19 protein-coding genes and 4 tRNA genes are annotated in these 17,731 nt (G+C 69.2%); 13 read left to right on the top strand and 10 right to left on the bottom strand.

Going from position 1 to position 17,731, the window contains the following annotated elements:
* Positions 1-19: 19 nt before the first annotated feature.
* Positions 20-1,237, top strand: a complete 1,218-nt coding sequence (locus ACTIFV_RS13710; protein ID WP_439593342.1) for an alpha/beta hydrolase family protein — start codon at positions 20-22, stop codon at positions 1,235-1,237.
* Here the strand turns inward: ACTIFV_RS13710 and ACTIFV_RS13705 are convergent.
* Both ACTIFV_RS13705 and ACTIFV_RS13700 read right to left on the bottom strand, forming a co-directional pair.
* Complete coding sequence (locus ACTIFV_RS13705) at positions 1,234-1,665, bottom strand: SufE family protein (RefSeq protein ID WP_439593341.1); 432 nt, start codon at positions 1,663-1,665, stop codon at positions 1,234-1,236. The two genes, ACTIFV_RS13710 and ACTIFV_RS13705, sit on opposite strands and share 4 nt — an antisense overlap.
* 21 nt (positions 1,666-1,686) lie before the next feature.
* The gene (locus ACTIFV_RS13700; protein ID WP_439593340.1) at positions 1,687-2,589 is read right to left on the bottom strand and encodes a sulfurtransferase; all 903 of its coding nucleotides are present in this window, start codon (positions 2,587-2,589) and stop codon (positions 1,687-1,689) included.
* 117 nt (positions 2,590-2,706) lie between these two features.
* On the opposite strand from ACTIFV_RS13700, the gene zapE reads away from it, so the two are divergent.
* From zapE to ACTIFV_RS13680, 4 genes are all read left to right on the top strand, one after another.
* Positions 2,707-3,735 carry a cell division protein ZapE gene (gene zapE, locus ACTIFV_RS13695; protein WP_439593339.1) on the top strand — a complete coding sequence of 343 codons (1,029 nt, stop codon included), beginning with the start codon at positions 2,707-2,709 and terminating at the stop codon, positions 3,733-3,735.
* A 163-nt stretch (positions 3,736-3,898) separates the two neighbouring features.
* Positions 3,899-5,167 (top strand): ammonium transporter, encoded by a 1,269-nt coding sequence (locus ACTIFV_RS13690; RefSeq protein WP_439593338.1) that lies wholly within the window; start codon positions 3,899-3,901, stop codon positions 5,165-5,167.
* Between the two features lie 78 nt (positions 5,168-5,245).
* Positions 5,246-5,740, top strand: a complete 495-nt coding sequence (locus ACTIFV_RS13685; protein ID WP_439593337.1) for a type II toxin-antitoxin system PemK/MazF family toxin — start codon at positions 5,246-5,248, stop codon at positions 5,738-5,740.
* 67 nt (positions 5,741-5,807) lie between these two features.
* Positions 5,808-6,182: a hypothetical protein gene (locus tag ACTIFV_RS13680; RefSeq protein WP_439593336.1), complete on the top strand. Its 375-nt coding sequence runs from the start codon at positions 5,808-5,810 to the stop codon at positions 6,180-6,182.
* Between the two features lie 20 nt (positions 6,183-6,202).
* On the opposite strand, the gene ACTIFV_RS13675 is transcribed toward ACTIFV_RS13680, so the two are convergent.
* Positions 6,203-6,278: transfer RNA gene (locus tag ACTIFV_RS13675), tRNA-Val, on the bottom strand.
* 146 nt (positions 6,279-6,424) lie between these two features.
* Between ACTIFV_RS13675 and ACTIFV_RS13670 the strand changes: the two genes are divergently transcribed.
* The 4 genes from ACTIFV_RS13670 (at position 6,425) to ACTIFV_RS13655 (ending at position 7,978) form a co-directional block, all read left to right on the top strand.
* Positions 6,425-6,497 (top strand) — tRNA-Gly (locus tag ACTIFV_RS13670).
* Between the two features lie 55 nt (positions 6,498-6,552).
* Positions 6,553-6,623: transfer RNA gene (locus ACTIFV_RS13665), tRNA-Cys, on the top strand.
* Positions 6,624-6,650: 27 nt separating this feature from the next.
* A tRNA-Val gene (locus ACTIFV_RS13660) sits at positions 6,651-6,722 on the top strand.
* A 200-nt stretch (positions 6,723-6,922) separates the two neighbouring features.
* Positions 6,923-7,978, top strand: a complete 1,056-nt coding sequence (locus ACTIFV_RS13655) for a cupin domain-containing protein (protein WP_439593335.1) — start codon at positions 6,923-6,925, stop codon at positions 7,976-7,978.
* A gap of 6 nt (positions 7,979-7,984) precedes the next feature.
* Here the strand turns inward: ACTIFV_RS13655 and ACTIFV_RS13650 are convergent, their stop codons facing one another.
* Genes ACTIFV_RS13650 through ACTIFV_RS13640 form a run of 3 tightly spaced genes read right to left on the bottom strand, consistent with a single transcriptional unit; the run spans position 7,985 to position 9,529 of the window.
* Positions 7,985-8,953, bottom strand: a complete 969-nt coding sequence (locus ACTIFV_RS13650; RefSeq protein ID WP_439593334.1) for a hypothetical protein — start codon at positions 8,951-8,953, stop codon at positions 7,985-7,987.
* A complete protein-coding gene (locus ACTIFV_RS13645; RefSeq protein WP_439593333.1) occupies positions 8,950-9,285 on the bottom strand; it encodes a hypothetical protein in 336 nt (111 codons plus the stop codon). Before ACTIFV_RS13645 ends, ACTIFV_RS13650 begins: the two co-directional genes overlap by 4 nt.
* A 49-nt stretch (positions 9,286-9,334) precedes the next feature.
* Positions 9,335-9,529 (bottom strand): hypothetical protein, encoded by a 195-nt coding sequence (locus tag ACTIFV_RS13640; RefSeq protein ID WP_439593332.1) that lies wholly within the window; start codon positions 9,527-9,529, stop codon positions 9,335-9,337.
* 106 nt (positions 9,530-9,635) lie between these two features.
* Here ACTIFV_RS13640 and ACTIFV_RS13635 point away from each other — a divergent pair, with 106 nt between their 5' ends.
* The gene (locus ACTIFV_RS13635; RefSeq protein ID WP_439593331.1) at positions 9,636-10,295 is read left to right on the top strand and encodes a DNA alkylation repair protein; all 660 of its coding nucleotides are present in this window, start codon (positions 9,636-9,638) and stop codon (positions 10,293-10,295) included.
* Here ACTIFV_RS13635 and ACTIFV_RS13630 read toward each other — a convergent pair.
* Positions 10,282-11,454 (bottom strand): SLC13 family permease, encoded by a 1,173-nt coding sequence (locus ACTIFV_RS13630; protein ID WP_439593330.1) that lies wholly within the window; start codon positions 11,452-11,454, stop codon positions 10,282-10,284. The genes ACTIFV_RS13635 and ACTIFV_RS13630 overlap by 14 nt on opposite strands.
* Before the next feature lie 209 nt (positions 11,455-11,663).
* On the opposite strand from ACTIFV_RS13630, the gene thrS reads away from it, so the two are divergent.
* Both thrS and ACTIFV_RS13620 read left to right on the top strand, forming a co-directional pair.
* Positions 11,664-13,652 (top strand): threonine--tRNA ligase, encoded by a 1,989-nt coding sequence (gene thrS, locus ACTIFV_RS13625; RefSeq protein WP_439593329.1) that lies wholly within the window; start codon positions 11,664-11,666, stop codon positions 13,650-13,652.
* Complete coding sequence (locus ACTIFV_RS13620) at positions 13,649-14,200, top strand: HIT family protein (RefSeq protein ID WP_439593328.1); 552 nt, start codon at positions 13,649-13,651, stop codon at positions 14,198-14,200. Before thrS ends, ACTIFV_RS13620 begins: the two co-directional genes overlap by 4 nt.
* Here ACTIFV_RS13620 and ACTIFV_RS13615 read toward each other — a convergent pair.
* Genes ACTIFV_RS13615 through ACTIFV_RS13605 form a run of 3 tightly spaced genes read right to left on the bottom strand, consistent with a single transcriptional unit; the run spans position 14,197 to position 16,692 of the window.
* Entirely contained in the window at positions 14,197-14,502 is a 306-nt protein-coding gene (locus ACTIFV_RS13615; RefSeq protein WP_439593327.1) for a hypothetical protein, read from the bottom strand. The two genes, ACTIFV_RS13620 and ACTIFV_RS13615, sit on opposite strands and share 4 nt — an antisense overlap.
* Positions 14,502-15,353, bottom strand: a complete 852-nt coding sequence (gene pdxY, locus ACTIFV_RS13610; RefSeq protein WP_439593326.1) for a pyridoxal kinase PdxY — start codon at positions 15,351-15,353, stop codon at positions 14,502-14,504. Before pdxY ends, ACTIFV_RS13615 begins: the two co-directional genes overlap by 1 nt.
* 7 nt (positions 15,354-15,360) lie before the next feature.
* The gene (locus tag ACTIFV_RS13605) at positions 15,361-16,692 is read right to left on the bottom strand and encodes an aminotransferase class I/II-fold pyridoxal phosphate-dependent enzyme (RefSeq protein WP_439593325.1); all 1,332 of its coding nucleotides are present in this window, start codon (positions 16,690-16,692) and stop codon (positions 15,361-15,363) included.
* 109 nt (positions 16,693-16,801) lie between these two features.
* On the opposite strand from ACTIFV_RS13605, the gene pdxS reads away from it, so the two are divergent.
* The gene (pdxS, locus tag ACTIFV_RS13600; RefSeq protein WP_439593324.1) at positions 16,802-17,692 is read left to right on the top strand and encodes a pyridoxal 5'-phosphate synthase lyase subunit PdxS; all 891 of its coding nucleotides are present in this window, start codon (positions 16,802-16,804) and stop codon (positions 17,690-17,692) included.
* The last annotated feature ends 39 nt before the right edge of the window (positions 17,693-17,731 follow it).

The raw sequence follows: 17,731 nt of genomic DNA, 5'->3' as shown, positions 1-17,731 counted from the left end.
AGACTAGAGTGATGCCTCGATGCTCACTCCCAGGCGCGCCGCGAACCCCGGCGCAAGTCCCGGTCTCGTCGCCGGCGTCAGGGTCGCACTCACTCTGATGAGCGTGGCCCTCGCGGCGGCGCTCGCACTGCTCGGCCTCACGTCCGCGCGTCTCGCGCGCAAGGTCGTGACACCGGCGCGACGCGAGACCGACACGCGCATCCTGTCGCTCGACACGGCGGCCCAGACGATCACGCTCACGCGCACTCCCGACACGGTCCTGCCCGGTCGGTACGGACTCTTCACGACCGGGACGGCCGACTACATCAAGCTCGGGTCGGTCCTGGCCGAGGACGACGCGAGCGTCAAGCGCAAGCTGCTGACCCATGTCGGCCCCACGAGCAGTCTGGGGGCCGAGGCCGCGTTCAGCGGCTGGTACTACCAGCGCCCCGACGAGCTGCACCTGCCCTACACCCCCGAGCTGATCGGCTCGGCCGTCGGTCCCTGCCCCGCATGGCTCTTCCCCGCCGGCGACGGCGACGTGTGGGTCATCCAGGTCCACGGTCGCGGCACGACCCGGTCCGAGTGCCTGCGGGCGGTGCCCGTGTTCACGGCGCTCGGCATCACGACGCTCGTCGTGTCGTACCGCAACGACGGCGAGGCGCCGAGGAGCAGATCCGGCACCTACGGGCTCGGCTCGACCGAATGGCGGGACGTGGATGCGGCGATCGGCTTCGCCCGTCGGCGCGGGGCGAAGCGCGTCCTGCTGATGGGATGGTCGATGGGCGGTGCCATCGCCCTGCAGGTGTCGCTCAACTCGGCGCACCGCGACCTCATCGCGGGTCTCGTGCTCGAGTCGCCCGTCGTCGACTGGAAGATCGTGCTCGACTATCAGGCCAGGATGATGCACGTGCCGACCGCCGTCACCGATCTCGCGATCGAGGCGCTGCAGCACGACTGGGCGAACCCGGTGACCCGGTCCGGCGCGTCCATCCCCTTCGATCGCCTCGACGTCGTCGCGCGCGCGCAGGAGCTGCGGCATCCCATGCTCATCCTGCACAGCGATGACGACGGCTTCGTGCCGTCGGACGCCTCGCACGACCTCACCGTCGCCCGCCCCGACCTGGTCGAGCTGCAGGTGTTCGAGGTGGCCCGGCACACGAAGCTGTGGAACTACGACCAGCAGCGCTGGAGCGACAGCATCCGTTCGTGGCTCACGACCCGCGGATTCGTCGCACAGGAGTCGTCCGACGCCTAGCCGGCGCGCTTGGCGCGCACCTGGCGCTTGGCGCGGGCGAGCATGCCCGCCATGCCCGAGATGCGCAGGGGCGACACCGCACGCGTGAGCCCGATGCTCTGCGGGTAATCGTCGGGGATCGCGAGGACCTCGTCGGCGGTGAGACCCGAGATCCCCTGGACCAGGATGCTGGCGAACCCGCGCGTCGTGGGAGCCTCCGGAGGCGCCGTCGCATGCATCCTCACGACGTCGTCGCCGTCGACGTCGATCACGATGTAGACGGGGGACTGGCATTCGACGACGCGCTCGCACAGCTCGGGATGCCCGTCGTACTCGGCGGGGATGGCAGGAAGCTCCTGCGAGAACTCGAGCAGCAGCTGGAGCCTGTCGGGCTCGTCGAGCTCGAGGAACTCGTCGCGGATCTCAGCGAGGGCGTCTGGGAGAGTCATCCCGCCGATTCTCCCACGCGCTCAGCGGGCCGGGACCTCGCCCGGCTCGGAGCCCGTCACGATGGGCACGCGCACGGCGCTGCCCCATTCGGTCCACGAGCCGTCGTAGTTGCGCACGTTCTCGAAGCCGAGCAGGTGGTTGAGCACGAACCAGGTGTGGCTGGACCGCTCGCCGATCCGGCAGTAGGCGATGATCTCGTCGCCGTCCTTCAGGCCCTTCTCGTCGCGGTAGATCGCGTCGAGTTCGGCACGCGACTTGAAGCCGCCGTCCGCCGCCACGGCACGCGCCCACGGCACGCTCTGCGCCGACGGGATGTGGCCCGCGCGCAGCGTGCCCTCCTCGGGGTAGGCGGGCGCGGTGGTGCGCTCTCCGCTGTACTCCTCGGGCGAGCGCACGTCGATGAGCGGGTTGCCGAGGTGGGCGAGGACGTCCGCCTTGTAGGCGCGCAGCACGGAGTCGTCGCGCTCGACGACGGGATAGTCGGTGGATGCCGGGGTGGAGGCATCCGTCGTGATCGGACGGCCCTCGGCGATCCACTTGTCGCGGCCGCCGTCGAGCAGACGGACGTCCTCGTGGCCGAAGAGCGAGAACACCCACAGGGCGTAGGCCGCCCACCAGTTGTTCTTGTCGCCGTAGATGACGACCGTGTCGTCACGCGAGATGCCCTTGCGGCTCAACAGCTTCGCGAAGCCCGCGCCGTCGACGTAGTCGCGGACGACGGGGTCGTTGAGCTCGGTGTGCCAGTCGACCTTCACGGCGCCCGGGATGTGACCCGTCTCGTACAGCAGCACGTCCTCGTCGGACTCGACGACGACGAGACCGGGCCGACCCAGGCGCGCTTCGAGCCATTCGCCGGTCACGAGCCGCCCGGGCTCGGAGTACTCGGCGAACTTGGGGGACGACGTGTCGAACTCGACGGACATGGATGCTCCTCGGGTCGGGGTGGCATGTGCGACGGCATAGGGTTGAACCGCTACTCCGAGCCTAGATTCGTCCGCGGCGGAGGGCACCGAATCCGTCAGACTGTTACGAGGATCCGCATGTCCCAGGGGCCGATCGGCATCGTCCACCTCGCCGAGCGCGCACCGCAGCTGACGGGCGCCGAGATGGTCGCGGCCCTCGTTCCGCCCCCGCAGTTCCGGGACGCGACGTTCGACACGTATCGGGCGGATCCGGCGTTCCCCTCGCAGCAGGCGGCGAAGGACACGCTGATGGCGTTCAGCGGCGTCGGCGCACCGGCTGCGAAGGGCGGGTTCTTCAAGCGCGCGAAGCGCGGCCCCGAGATCAAGCCCGGCGTCTATCTCGACGGCGGCTTCGGCGTCGGCAAGACCCACCTGCTCGCGGCGGTGTACCACGCGCTTCCGGCACGTCGTAAGTACTTCGGGTCGTTCATCGAGTACACGGCGCTCGTCGGCGCGATGGGCTACAAGAACACGGTCGACCTGTTCCGCGGCGCCGACCTCCTGTGCATCGACGAGTTCGAGCTCGACGACCCGGGCGACACGATGGTCATGACTCGGCTTCTCGGCGAGCTCGTGGCATCCGGAACCCGCCTCGCAGCGACGTCCAACACCCCGCCCAACGCCCTCGGCGAGGGCCGATTCGCGGCGCAGGACTTCCTGCGCGAGATCCACGCGATGGCGGCGAGCTTCGAGACCCTGCGCATCGACGGGACCGACTACCGGCAGCGCGCCGTCGACGGGCACGCGGTGTCGCTCAGCGCGGCGGAGTACGACGCGGCGACGGCGGATGCCGCGGCATCCGGTCTCGCGTCGGACGACGACTTCGACGCGCTCGTCGCGCACCTGGCGCGCGTGCACCCGTCGCGGTACATCCGCCTGATCGAGGGACTCGGCCAGGTCGGGCTCCGCGACGTCGCCGCGTTCACCGACCAGTCGGCCGCGCTCCGCTTCGTGGCCTTCATCGACCGCGTGTACGACGCGCAGCTGCCGATCCGGGCCACCGGCCTGACGCTCGACCGCGTGTTCCCCGACGAGATGCTGGGCGGCGGGTACCGCAAGAAGTACCTGCGCGCCATCTCGCGACTCGTCGCGTCAACGCTCTCCTGACGGATTGCCGGATGCTTCGAGGCATCCCGAAATCTGATGTTTACCTCACGGGTATCGACGTAACCGACCCGAAACACGACCCGCACGACGCTCGAAACGGTCGGTGGCGACACTGGGGACACCCGACGCACTCTGGCGTCCCTGCAGAGAGGTTTGCTCCGAGATGGATCAAGGCAACACCGCATTCATCCTGATTGCCGCGGCACTCGTGCTGTTGATGACGCCCGGGCTGGCGTTCTTCTACGGCGGTCTGGTCAAGGCCAAGAGCGTCATCAGCATGATGATGCTCAGCTTCGGCGCCATGGGCCTCATCGGCGTCATCTGGGTCGTCTACGGCTACGCGATCGCGTTCCCGGGCGCTGAGGGCCTCGTCGCCCCGTGGTCGATCGACTGGTCGGCGATCGGGCTGCAGAGCCTGCTCGAGGTGCCCGAGGGCGCCGCGTTCCCGCCGCTCGCGTTCGTCGCGTTCCAGGCCACCTTCGCGATCATCACGGTCGCGCTCGTCTCCGGCGCCATCGCCGACCGCGCGAAGTTCGGGTCGTGGCTCATCTTCGCCGCGATCTGGGCGACTGTCGTCTACTTCCCGGTCGCGAGCTGGGTCTTCAACTTCGGTCTCGCCGACGACGGCTCGTTCGCCTACGGCGGCTGGATCACCTACGGCATGCAGGAGTGGTTCGGCGTCGGCGCGATCGACTTCGCCGGTGGTACGGCCGTCCACATCAACGCCGGTGCCGCAGCTCTCGCCCTCGCGCTCGTCCTGGGCAAGCGCGTCGGCTTCCAGAAGGGCGTGCACGTCCCGCACAACCCGCCGTTCGTCCTCCTCGGCGCCGGCCTGCTGTGGTTCGGCTGGTTCGGCTTCAACGCGGGTTCCGAGCTCGCTGCCGACGGCACGGCCGCGCTCGCGTTCGTGAACACGATCGCCGCCCCGGCAGCGGCTCTGCTCGCGTGGCTGATCGTGGAGAAGATCAAGGACGGCAAGCCCACCTCGGTCGGTGCTGCATCCGGTGCCGTGGCCGGTCTCGTCGCGATCACGCCCGCCTGCGCATCGCTCGACCCGATCTGGGCGATCGTCCTCGGCCTCGTCGCCGGTGCCGTCTGCGCCCTCGCGATCGAGCTCAAGTACAAGTGGGGATTCGATGACTCGCTCGACGTCGTGGGCATCCACCTCGTCGGCGGCCTGATCGGAACGCTGTACCTCGGCTTCTTCGCCTCGACGACGGGTCTCTTCTGGACCGGCGACGCGACGCAGCTGCTCGTGCAGGCGATCGCCGCCGTCGCCGTCCTCGTCTACTCCTTCGTGCTCGCATGGGTCATCGGCTTCGCGATCGAGAAGACGATCGGATTCCGCGTCAAGAACGAGGACGAGGTCGCCGGCATCGACACGATCGTCCACGGCGAAGAGGGCTACGTCCTCGTCGACGAGAAGGTCTGATCGACGATCACACACACAGCAACACGAGGGGGCGTCGCATCCGCGGCGCCCCCTCGGCGTTTGTGCGAGGGTTGCTTCGTGAGCGTTCTCGGTGCCCTGAAGAATCTGTTCCGGCCCTCCACGGCGGTCGTCCGAGATCATCGACCGGGCCAGGCGGGGACGACCGAGACGATCGAGATCGACCCGCCCGGTCGCAACGGCCTGCAGATCTCATACGCCCCGTCGATGGACGGGGATCCGGATGCCGGCGAGGTCGTGTGGACGTGGGTCCCCTATGCCGAGCACGACGGCCGCGGCAAGGACCGGCCCGTGCTCGTGATCGGGCGGCAGAGCGCGGATCGCGTCTACGTCGTGCGCCTGACGTCGAAGTCGCACGACGGCGATCGGGACTTCCTCTCGATCGGCTCGGGGGAGTGGGACTCCCAGGGCAGGCCGTCCTGGGTCGACATCGAGCAGCTGTACAGCGTGCACGTCGACGGGATGCGCCGCGAAGCATCCATCCTCGATCTCGAACGCTTCGTGCGCGTCGCCGACGCCCTGCACCGGCGCTACGGCTGGCCCGTCGGCAACTGACCCTCGCGCGCGCGGCCGCGGTCTGCCATCCTGCTGATCAGCACCAGCCGGCAGCGAAGGAGCAGTCATGGCCACACGTCGTCCCGCAGGAGTGACCATCGTCGCCGCGCTCGCATGGCTCAGTGGACTGCTGCAGATCATCACAGGAGTCCTGCTGCTGGCCGGCGTGGGCGCCCGGCCGGGCTCGGATCCCATCGCCCCGTGGGCGTCGATCATCATCGGCGCGATCACGATCATCGTCTCGCTCGGCCTGTTCCGCGGCTCGAACGGCGCACGGATCCTGACCGCCATCATCTTCGTGGCGAACATCGCCTCGGCGGTGTACGTCATGTTCATCCACGGCGTCAATGCGACGGCGCTCATCGGCGCGTTCCTCGCTCTGATCGGGCTGATCCTGCTGTTCACGCGCGCGGCGAACGACTTCTTCCGCGGGGGGTACTGAGGGAAGCGGACAGGTGATCGTGGTGGGCGATGCCGGACTCGAACCGACGACCTCTTCCGTGTGAAGGAAGCGCGCTACCAACTGCGCCAATCGCCCAAGATCCGTGAGGATCGAGTCACGATGCTACCGGATGCGGGTGGCCCCGGCGAATCCGCGAGCACGACACGCTCGGGCCTCGCTTGGTTTGGCTCGATCGAAATCATCGGCTAAAGTCGTACGAGTTGCCGGAGTGATCCGGAAACGCGGATGTAGCGCAGTTGGTAGCGCACAACCTTGCCAAGGTTGGGGTCGCGAGTTCGAGTCTCGTCATCCGCTCGAGTGCAAAGGAGTCCTCTTCGGAGGACTCTCCGCACGTGGGGTCAATCCACACGGTGGCGTGGCCGAGCGGCTAGGCACCGGCCTGCAAAGCCGTTTACACGGGTTCGAATCCCGTCGCCACCTCGCCGGACAACTGAACAGCCCATACGGGCGCGATTGGCGCAGCGGTAGCGCGCTTCCCTGACACGGAAGAGGTCACTGGTTCGATCCCAGTATCGCGCACGGAAGAAAACCCCGGTTCAGCCGGGGTTTTCGCGTTTTTTCCCTGCCGATTCCCTCGCGATCGGACGAGTGAGGCGTATTCCGTCCGATCGGACAGCGCCCATGGACACCGAGCGGTGCTGTGCTCCTCGACGGCTGATCGACGCGTCATCTCGGGCCAGGATGGAGGCACGCATCCGTCCCGGACGAAAGGCCCGCTCATGACCTCCCGTTCCCCGCACGTCGCCTCGCTCGTCTCCGCCGCCCCGGCATTCGAGAGCGAGCTCGGCAGCATCACGCAGCTGACCGGAGCGACCTTCCCTATCCTGTCCCGGATGTCGCTCAAGCGGATCGTGCTCGAAGCCGGCGCCATCCGCGAGCCGCAGTGGAACGTCAACGCGAACCAGATCGCCTACGTCACGCAGGGACGCGTGCTCGTCTCGCTGCTCGGGACCGGGGACGCGTTCTCGAGCTTCGTGGTCGACACCGGGCAGATGTACCACGTCGAGTCGGGTGCGATCTATCACATCGAGAACATCGGCGACGGTCGCGCCGAGATCATCGCGGCGCTGCGGACCGACGATCCGCAGCACTTCTCGCTCACGACGAGCGTCAACGCGATGACGGACGCAGTGCTCGGCAACACCTACGACCTGCCGAGCTCCGCCTTCGCGGCCTTCGGGCGGCCGGATGCCGCGCAGATCCTCCGTCGAGCGGGCGCCGCGCCCATCCCCGACACGGCCGGCCTTCCCAACGCCCACCTCTTCGACGTGGAAGGACAGATCCCCCCGATCTCCTCGGCAGCCGGCTTCGCGAAGCTCGCGCGCAAGCAGTTCTGGGCAGCGCTGTCCGATCTGTCGATGTACCACTTGAACATCACCGGCTCGGGCATGCGCGAGCCGCACTGGCATCCCGTCACGGCGGAACTCGGCTACGTGTGGAAGGGCAGAGGCCGGATGCGGGTCCTCAGCCCCGACGGCACGCTCGACGAGTACGAGCTCGAGCCCGGGCAGGCGTACTTCATCCCGCGCGCGTACCCGCACCACATCGAGGCCCTCACGGACGAGGGCATCCACTTCCTCATCTTCTTCGACCGGTCGATGCCCGGCGACATCGGCTATCGCGCCACCGCCTCCGCGTTCTCGCGGGAGGTCCTCTCGGCGAGCTTCGGGGTCGCCGAGAGGGATCTGCCGGACTTCCCGTTCACGCCGGTCGATCCGCTCATCGTCGGTCGGCCGAACCCCCGCGACCCCGACCGAGATGCGACGGCCGACTAGCGCGACCTACCAGGCCACGACGCCGTTCCACAGCTGCGCGGCCCACGCGATGCGGTCGCCCGTGCACTGACCGGCGTGACCGTGATTGGTGTACCCGCGCGCCGAGGCCATGCAGTTCGCGAGCAGCTCGGGATTGGAGCCGAACAGCTGCGCGTAGCCGCCGGAGGACGCGACGGCGTTCCACCGGCTGAAGTGCACGGTGTGCGCGAGCTCATGGACCATCGCCCAGTTCTTGCGCGCGGGCGACCACGACGCGATGGCGGGGGATACGCCGATCGCGCCGGACGAGTACGCGCAGGCGGCTGACTGCACGCCGCCGCACGAACCGTCGAACCAGCGCAGCTCGATGTGTCCACCGCCGACGTTCGTCAGTCGCTGCCGCATGTCGGCGAACCAATCGCCGCCACCGCCGCCACCACCGTCGCCGCCACCCGACCACGTCGCGCCGCCGTAGCCGCGCGTCCCGCGCGCGGCGGCCGCGGCAGCCGCGGCCCGGGCAGCCGCCTCCGCCGCGACGCGGTCGTCATACGCCTTGACCTCGGCTCTGACCGTCGACGCGACAGCCGTCACGGCCGCCGATTGCGCCTGGACGGCCTTCGCGTCGGTCGTCGTCGCCAGGACGGCGTCCTGCGCCGAGAGGACCGCGGCTCGGTGCTTCGACACGTCCACCTTGTCCTTCGCCGAGGCGAGTGCCGCCTCGGCATCGGCGACCGCTGCGACGAAAGCGGGACGAGCGTCCAGCACGGCTCGACGAGCGGCATAGGACGTCTCGACGACCCCCTGCTGCGTCGCGGCATCCAGCAGCATGCTCTCCGCAGCGGCGAGGTCGGTCTCGCCGCGCGCGACGTCGACCTGCCGCTCAGCGATCTGCGCGTCGGTGGAGAGCGACTGCACGATGGCGCTGGTCGCCGACAGCGAGCAGAGCGTCACGCCGACGACCGCCGCGACGACGGAGACCTTCGAGACCCCGATCACTCGATGAAACCGGTCGTGTCGGCGAAGCGGGCGTTCTGCTCCGCGATGAGGACGCGCAGTTCTGCCGCGCGGGCGTCCGCCGCGCCCGTGGCCAACTTCGCGCCCGCGATGTCCTGGCCCAGGAGGGACAGCTGCGCATCCAGTTCGGCGAGATGAGCCATGCGCTGGGGCTGGGCGTCGGACTGGGCGACGTTGACGGCGACGGTACCCGCGAGCGCGACCGCCGCGAGGGTGAGAAGCAGGACGGTTTTCGAGGGCCTGCGCAGGCGAAGACCCCGGGGGAGAGCGATCCGGACGGTCGTGAGGGCTGGTACGTGGGGGAGTGTGACCATGTCCTACTGTTCGCGGCAGATGCGGCGCCCGTAACCTCGCCGGCCCGGATCACCCGCCGAGGAGGCTCGAGACTCCCCACACGGCCAGACCGATCACACCCCAGATGGGCAGTGAGAACAGGACTCCGAAGAGCGCGCCGCGCAGCACGTTGCCGTCCTCGTGCGGAAACTGCTCGTCGAGCATCCGCGCGAGGCTCTCCGTGTCCACCACCAGGGTGGAGGCATCGGCTGGGGAGCTCGTCATTTCACCTCGATGTGCGGCGGAGGAGTGGGGGCCGACCGCTGTATCCGACTATCGGGACGCGCCGCGCCGCCGTAACCGACTCGGCCGGAGCGATTAGTCTCGCGGCATGACCGCCCCGCTCGTCGCCGAGATCCGTGCGGCTCTTCGCGAGGCCGCCGACCCGTCGCTCGCGCCCGGTCAGCAGGCGTACATGAAGTCGGCGATGCCGTTCCTCGGCGTACGCGTGCCCGAGGCGCGCCGCATCGCGCGTGCTGCCGGCAAGGACGCGACCCCGGCCGAGCTGATCGATGCGGCGACGGAGCTGTGGGATGGGTCGTCCCATCGCGAAGAGCGCTACGCGGCGATGGCGCTCCTGGGCCTGCGGGGACTGGAGGCGGATGCCGTGGTGGTGCCCGTCATCGACCACATGGTCCGCACGGGGCGGTGGTGGGACTACACCGACGAGCTCGCGCACCGTCTCGCCCAGCTGCACGACGCGCACGGTCCCGATACGGCCGCGCTCGTGCGCGAGTGGTCCATCGACGACGATCTGTGGATCCGACGTATCGCGATCATCTCGCAGCTCGGCCGCCGCGAGCGCGTCGATGCGGCTCTGCTCGCCGAGGTCATCGAACCGAACCGCCGCGACGCGGAGTTCTTCATCCGCAAGGCGATCGGATGGGCGCTGCGGGAGTATGCGCGTGTCTCACCGGAGTGGGTGCGCAACTACGTCGGCACGCACGAGCTCAGCCCGCTGAGCAGACGCGAAGCGCTCAAGCACCTCTGACGAGCCAGAGCGAGACGACCGAGAGGCCGACGGTCAGCGGCGCGGCGACGAGTCCCAGAAGCACGAAGCGCTTCCACGGCATCGCGACGCCGAGCGCAGTCAGCCGAGCGTGCCACAGCAGCGTCGCGAGCGATGCCCACGGCGTGATGAGCGGGCCGGCGTTCACTCCGATCAGCAGCGCCGCGATGCGCTCCGGCGACGACGAGGCGACCGACTCGAGAGCGAGGTACGCCGGGAGGTTGTTGATCGCGTTGGCTCCCAGCATCCCGGTTCCCGCGAGCTGCAGCAGATCGACGAGCCCCTCGCCCGTGCCCGCCAGCGCGGCGACGACCGACGCCGAGCCCCACGCTTCGAGCGCGCCGACCGCGAGGAAGAGCCCCGAGGCGAAGACGACGAGCGATCCCGGTACGAGGGAGAGCCGCAGCACCCCGGGGGAGCGCCAGGCGAAGAAGCCGAGGAGGACGACGGCGGCGATGGATGCCGGAATCCACGGCGGCACCCCGCTCACGAGCAGCGGCAGCAGCACGACGACGACCGCCGCAGCGACGCGCAGCTGCAGGTCGTCTGTGATGATCGGAGCGGGTGCGGCGGCGAACCGACCACGCAGGCCGCGGCGGTGCACGATGACGAGCAGCGCCACGGTGACCGCGATCGCGACCAGCGCGGGCGCGCCGAGGAGCGCGACGAACTCGGCGGGAGACGGGTGTCCGAGCGGCGCGAGCGCGAGCAGGTTGGTGAGGTTCGACACGGGCAGGACGAGGGATGCCGTGTTCGCGAGCCATACCGTCGCGAACGCGAACGGCAGCGGGTCGAGCCGATGAGCGCGGGCCGTCGCGACGACGACGGGCGTGAGCAGCACGGCGGTCGTGTCGAGGGAGAGGAACGCCGTCGCGAGGACCGCCAGGACGACCGTGAGCGTCCACAGGATCCAGGTACGGCCGCGCGACAGGCGGGCGAGGAACGCGGAGGCGACATCGAACACTCCGGCCGTGGCCGCCAGCTCGGCGACGATCGTCACGGCGATCACGAAGACGAGGATCGGCCAGACGCGATCGCCGATCGCGAGCGCGTCCTCCAGCGGGAGCACGCCGAAGGCCACGGCGAGGACGCCGAAGAGCAGCAGGATGCCGCCGATGATCGCGAGGCGCACGGCATCCATCCTCGACCCCATGCGACCCCGCGGCGTACACTGACGTCATGGAACTTCGCCGGATTCTCGCGACCGTCTTCGTCGCGCCGGCCGGCACGCGAACGCGCCGCGCCTGAGCGGGCAGGGCGCGGAGAGCGCCCGAAGCTGAGCGTCCACGCTGCACGAGACGGCCGTCCGCCGCCGGGTAGCCTTGATCCAAGCCATCCACTGGAGTTCCCTTGTCTGACCAGACCTATCCCGCCGACGGATTCGCCCTCTTCCCGGATCGCTCCGTCGTCGCCCTCCGCGTCAACGGCGAGCTGAAAGACCTCGCCACCGTCGTGAACGAGACGGATGCCGTCGAGCCCGTGCTCGTCGAGAGCCCCGAGGGGCTCAGCATCCTCCGCCATTCGACCGCCCACGTGCTCGCGCAGGCCGTGCAGCGCATCAAGCCGCAGGCGAACCTCGGCATCGGCCCGCCCATCGAGAACGGCTTCTACTACGATTTCGGCATCGGCGAGCCCTTCACCCCCGAGGATCTCAAGGCGATCAAGAAGGAGATGGAGCGGATCGTCCGCGAGAATCAGCGGTTCGTCCGTCGCGTCGTGACCGACGACGAGGCCCGCGCCGAGCTCGCCGACGAGCCCTTCAAGCTCGAGCTCATCGGCCTCAAGGGCGGCGCCGACAAGACCGAGGGCGCCTCCGTCGAGGTCGGCGCCGGCGAGCTCACGATCTACGACAACGTCAGCCGCGACGGCGAGACCGTGTGGAAGGACCTCTGCCGCGGCCCGCACGTGCCCGGCACCCGTTACGTCGGCAACGGCTGGGACCTCACCCGCATCGCCGGCGCGTACTGGCGGGGGAGCGAGAAGAACCCCCAGCTGCAGCGCATCTACGGCACCGCATGGCCCACCAAAGACGAGCTGCGTGCCTACCAGGAGCGCCTCGCCGAGGCTGCCAAGCGCGATCACCGCAAGCTCGGCAAGGAGCTCGACCTGTTCTCGTTCCCCGACGAGATCGGCTCCGGTCTGTCGGTGTGGCACCCCAAGGGCGGAATCGTCCGCGGAGAGATGGAGCAGCACGCGCGCAAGCGCCACATCGGCGGCGGCTACACCTACGTCTACACCCCGCACATCACCAAGGCCGATCTCTTCATCCAGTCCAACCACCTCGTGACCTACAAGGAGGGGATGTTCCCGCCCATCGTCATGGACGAGGAGCGCGACGAGGAGGGCCACGTCACCAAGCAGGGCCAGGACTACTACCTGAAGCCCATGAACTGCCCGATGCACATCCTGATCTACAAGGAGCGCGCCCGCAGCTACCGCGACCTGCCGATGCGCCTCGCCGAGAACGGCACGGTGTACCGCAACGAGCTCTCGGGAGCCCTGCACGGCCTCACCCGCGTGCGCGGATTCACCCAGGACGACTCGCACCTGTTCGTCACCCCCGAGCAGCTCGAGTCCGAGACCACCCGCGTGCTCGAGTTCGTGATCTCGATGCTGCGCGACTTCGGTCTGACGGAGTTCGAGCTGGAGCTGTCCATGCGCGACGACGAGAAGGAGAAGTGGATCGGATCGGACGAGTTCTGGGACTACTCCACCGACGCCCTCCGCAACGTCGCACACGCCTCGGGACTCAAGGTCACCGAGGTGCCCGGCGAGGCGGCGTTCTACGGCCCGAAGATCGACCTCAAGACCAAGGACGCCATCGGCCGCACCTGGCAGCTGTCGACGGTGCAGATCGACGTCAACCTGCCCGAGCGGTTCGAGCTCGAATTCACCGATCGCGACGGACAGAAGAAGCGTCCGATCATGATCCACCGCGCCCTGTTCGGCTCGATCGAGCGGTTCTTCGCCATCCTGCTCGAGCACTACGCGGGCGCCTTCCCCGTGTGGCTCGCGCCCGTGCAGGTCGTGGGCATCCCCGTCGCCGAAGACTTCGCCGACTACCTCGAAGAGGTCGTCGCGCAGCTCGCGTCCGAGGGCGTGCGCGCCGAGATCGACCGCAGCGACGACCGCATGCAGAAGAAGATCCGCAACCACACGACCCTCAAGGTGCCGATCCAGCTGATCGCGGGCGCCCAGGATCGGGATGCCGGGACCGTGTCGTTCCGCTTCCGTGACGGCTCACAGCAGAACGGCGTGCCCATCGCGGACGCGGTGCGCCGCATCCAGCAGGCCATCGCCTCGCACGCCCTCGTCAACACGGCGGAGGACCTCGCGTGACGGATGCCGGAGGGGACGCCGAACTGATCGCCGCGAGCGGGTTCGCCGGCGTCCCCGACGGCTTCCAGCGGCTGTGGACGCCGCACCGCATGGCCTACATCGCGGCGGGACCGCAGGTGCTGCGCGACGACTGCCCGTTCTGCGCAGCGCCCGACAAGTCCGACGAGGACGGTCTCATCGTCGCCCGCGGCGAGACGGCGTACGTGCTGCTCAACCTCTTCCCGTACAACTCCGGACACCTGCTGGTGTGCCCGTACCGCCACGTCGCCACCTACGACCAGGCGACGCCCGAAGAGGTCGCCGAGATCGGTGCGCTGACCCAGCAGGGGATGCGGGTGCTGCGCCGGGTCTCGCGGTGCGACGGATTCAACATCGGCATGAACCAGGGCGCCGTCGCGGGCGCCGGTGTCGACGAGCACCTGCACCAGCATGTCGTGCCGCGGTGGAGCGCCGATGCGAACTTCTTCCCGATCATCGCTCGGACGAAGGCGCTGCCGCAGCTGCTGGGCGACGTGCGTCAGGCCGTCGCCGACGCCTGGAACGACTAGCGCCGAAGGGCGTCCCACTTGACGGCGAAGGCGGCCTCGTCGGTCGTGGAGACTCGCGCGGGCAGCACGGCGCCCACCGTGGGCCAGGTGCGCGTGCTGAAGACGACGGCGGCGCGCGCAGTGCGCGGTTCGCGACCGGGAACCTCGATTAGCAGCTCGAGATCGCACTCCTGGTAGCGTCCACGGCGACGGGGCGCCGACACCGACAGCACGCGCGCCGTCCCGGCGACGGCATCCGCCATGGGGTCGCGCGTGATCTTCTCGAGCGCGTCCGCCGCCTCTTGGACCCAGGGCTCCTCCATCACCGCACCTGACGGGCGGTGAACTGCATGCGCGGGTGGGCGTAGGCCTCCTGCGACTCGACCAGCTGCAGTTCGCGTTCGCCGGAGCGGTGCGTGTTCTCGAGCAGATCGAAGACGCTGGAGGCCGTGCGCTCGAGCGCGAGCGCGGCGTCCTTCGATTCGACGTAGTGCGCCGTGAAGAGCGCGGCCGTCACGTCGCCCGAGCCGTTGGCCTTCATCGGCAGCAGCGGCGTCTGCACGATCCAGGCGCCGGAGTCGTCGGCGACGAGCATCTCGATCGTCCCCTCCTCGCGATCGGGCCGCTCGACGCTCGTGACGAGCACCGTCGAGGGACCCATCGCGCGCGCCAGATCGACCGCTTCGAGCGTGGACTCGATCGTGTCGGGCTCGGTGCCCGTCAAGAACCCCAGCTCGAACTGGTTGGGCGTGATGATGTCGGCCACGGGCACGACCCTCTCGCGCAGCAGCACGGGGATGGCGGGGGCGACGAAGCATCCCGATTTCGCGTTGCCCATGACCGGATCGCACGCGTACACGGCGTTCGGGTTGGCCGCCTTGACGCGCGCGACGGCGTCGATGATGACGTCGCCGATGCCTTCGCCGCCCTGATAGCCCGAGAGAACGGCGTCGATGTGCGGGAACGCGCCGCGCTCCTCGATGCCCGTGATGACGTCGGCGACGTCGGCGGGCGGGATCAGCGGACCGCGCCACGCGCCGTAGCCGGTGTGGTTGGAGAAGTTCACGGTGTAGACCGGGAGCACCTCGACGCCGATGCGCTGCAGGGGGAAGACGGCTGCGGAGTTGCCGACGTGCCCGTAGGCCACGGCGGACTGGATCGAGAGGATCTTCACCGCTCGATCATCCCACTTCGCGCATGACGGCCTGTCCGCGCGCCGCCGCGACCGCGGCCACGAGGTCGTCGGCGAGCTGGTCGGCGTCGTCGTCGTCGAGATCGTGCACGGTCAGACGCAGGCGTCGGGATGCCTCGAGATCTGCGATGACGAAGTCGTCGCCGCTGCGCGCGAGCCATCCCCGTCGCATGAGCTGCTCCGACACCGCTCGTGCCGGCGCGGGAAGCGGCACCCACAGCGAGAGACCGTCGCCGGGCGGCACCGCCAGTCCGCGCTGCGCGAGTCGTGCGGCGAAGGCCGCGTTGCGGTCGGCGTAGTGCGCACCGGCCGCGGCGACGGCATCCATCACCTCGGCATCGGCGACCAGGGCGTGCACGAGCCGCTGGAGCAGATGACTGACCCACGTGGTGCCGGGTGTGAGACGCATGGCGAGGCGGTCGGCCGTCTCGGGATCGGATGCCGTCACCGCGACGCCCATGTCGGGACCGAGGAACTTCGACACCGACCGGATGACCGCCCACCGCCGCTGTGCAGGACCGACGAGCGAGTGGTAGGAGCGCTGCGAGAGCAGCGAGAAATGGTCGTCTTCGATCACGAGCACGAACGGATGCTCGGCGAGCACCTCGCGCAGATCGCGCGCGCGCCGGTCGCTGAGGCTCGCGCCGGTCGGGTTCTGCGCGCGCGGGGTGCAGACCACTGCTCGCACGCCCTGATCGAGCGCCGCGCGCAGGCCGTCGACCGTCATCCCCTCGCCGTCGACCGGAACGGGAACCGCCCGATAGCCCCCGAGGCGGACGGTGTGGATGCTCGTGAGGAAGCACGGGTCCTCGAGGGCGACCGCGTCGTCGCGCGTGAGCGCCTGCGCGAGGAGCCGCTCGACAGCGTCGGCCGCACCGCTCGTGATCGTGATGCGACGCTCGGCCGCGGGGACGTCCGACATCCAGGTCTGCGCCCATGCCTCGAGGCCGCGGTCGATGACCGGCTCGCCGTAGAGGACGGGCCGGCCGCCCATGCGCGCGAGCGCGGCGGACGGATCGGGGATGCGGGTGGGATCCGGGTTGCCGGTGCCGACGTCGCGCAGCACCGAGCCCTGCGCGAAGCCCTCCTGTGCGACGGGGGAGCGCCCGGCGACCCGCGTGCCGCCCCGCCCGCGGGTCTCGACGATGCCGGCCTGCGTGAGCTGACGATAGGCCGCGACGGCCGTGTTGCGGTTGACGCCGAGTTCGTCGGCGAGCGCGCGGACGGACGGCAGTGTGTCGCCGGGTCGGGCGTCGCCGCGCTCGATGATGCCGCGGATGCTGTCGGCGATGTCCGACGCCGACGTCCCGGTGATGTGCATGTCGCCTCCTCGCCCAGCCTATGGTTCAGCACATGCTATCTTTTGGCCTAGGCCAAACAGGACGCCGGGACGGAACAGCTGCCCGAGGCATCCATCGAAAGGAACCGTCGTGACCACTCCCGACACCGGAACCAACCGCGTCAAGCGCGGGCTCGCCGAGATGCTCAAGGGCGGCGTCATCATGGACGTCGTCACCGTCGAGCAGGCGAAGATCGCGGAGGATGCCGGCGCCGTCGCCGTCATGGCGCTCGAGCGCGTTCCCGCCGACATCCGGGCGCAGGGGGGCGTGTCGCGCATGAGCGACCCCGACATGATCGACGGCATCATCGAGGCCGTGTCCATCCCCGTCATGGCCAAGGCCCGCATCGGCCACTTCGTCGAGGCGCAGGTGCTGCAGGAGCTCGGTGTCGACTACATCGACGAGTCCGAGGTGCTCTCGCCCGCCGACTACGTCAACCACATCGACAAGTGGAACTTCACCGTCCCGTTCGTGTGCGGCGCGACCAATCTCGGCGAGGCGCTCCGCCGCATCAACGAGGGCGCCGCGATGATCCGCTCCAAGGGCGAGGCGGGCACGGGAGACGTGTCCGAGGCGACGAAGCACATCCGCAAGATCAAGAGCGAGATCAACGTGCTCCGCTCGATGTCGAAGGACGAGCTCTACGTCGCGGCGAAGGAGCTCCAGGCCCCCTACGACCTCGTCGCCGAGGTCGCCGAGACCGGCACCCTTCCCGTCGTGCTGTTCGTCGCCGGCGGGGTCGCGACCCCGGCCGACGCGGCGATGATGATGCAGATGGGTGCCGACGGCGTGTTCGTCGGGTCGGGCATCTTCAAGTCGGGCAACCCGGCGGAGCGCGCCGCGGCGATCGTCAAGGCGACGACGTTCTACGACGACGCCAAGGTGATCGCCGACGTCTCGCGCGGTCTCGGAGAGGCCATGGTCGGCATCAACGTCACCGACCTGCCGGCTCCGCACCGCCTCGCCGAGCGTGGCTGGTGAGTTCGACGAGACCGTTGCGCGATCTCGCCGTCGGCGCGA

Source organism: Microbacterium sp., assembly GCF_051860965.1.
Classification (GTDB): domain Bacteria; phylum Actinomycetota; class Actinomycetes; order Actinomycetales; family Microbacteriaceae; genus Microbacterium.
This window is presented reverse-complemented; position numbering and strand designations above follow the sequence as displayed.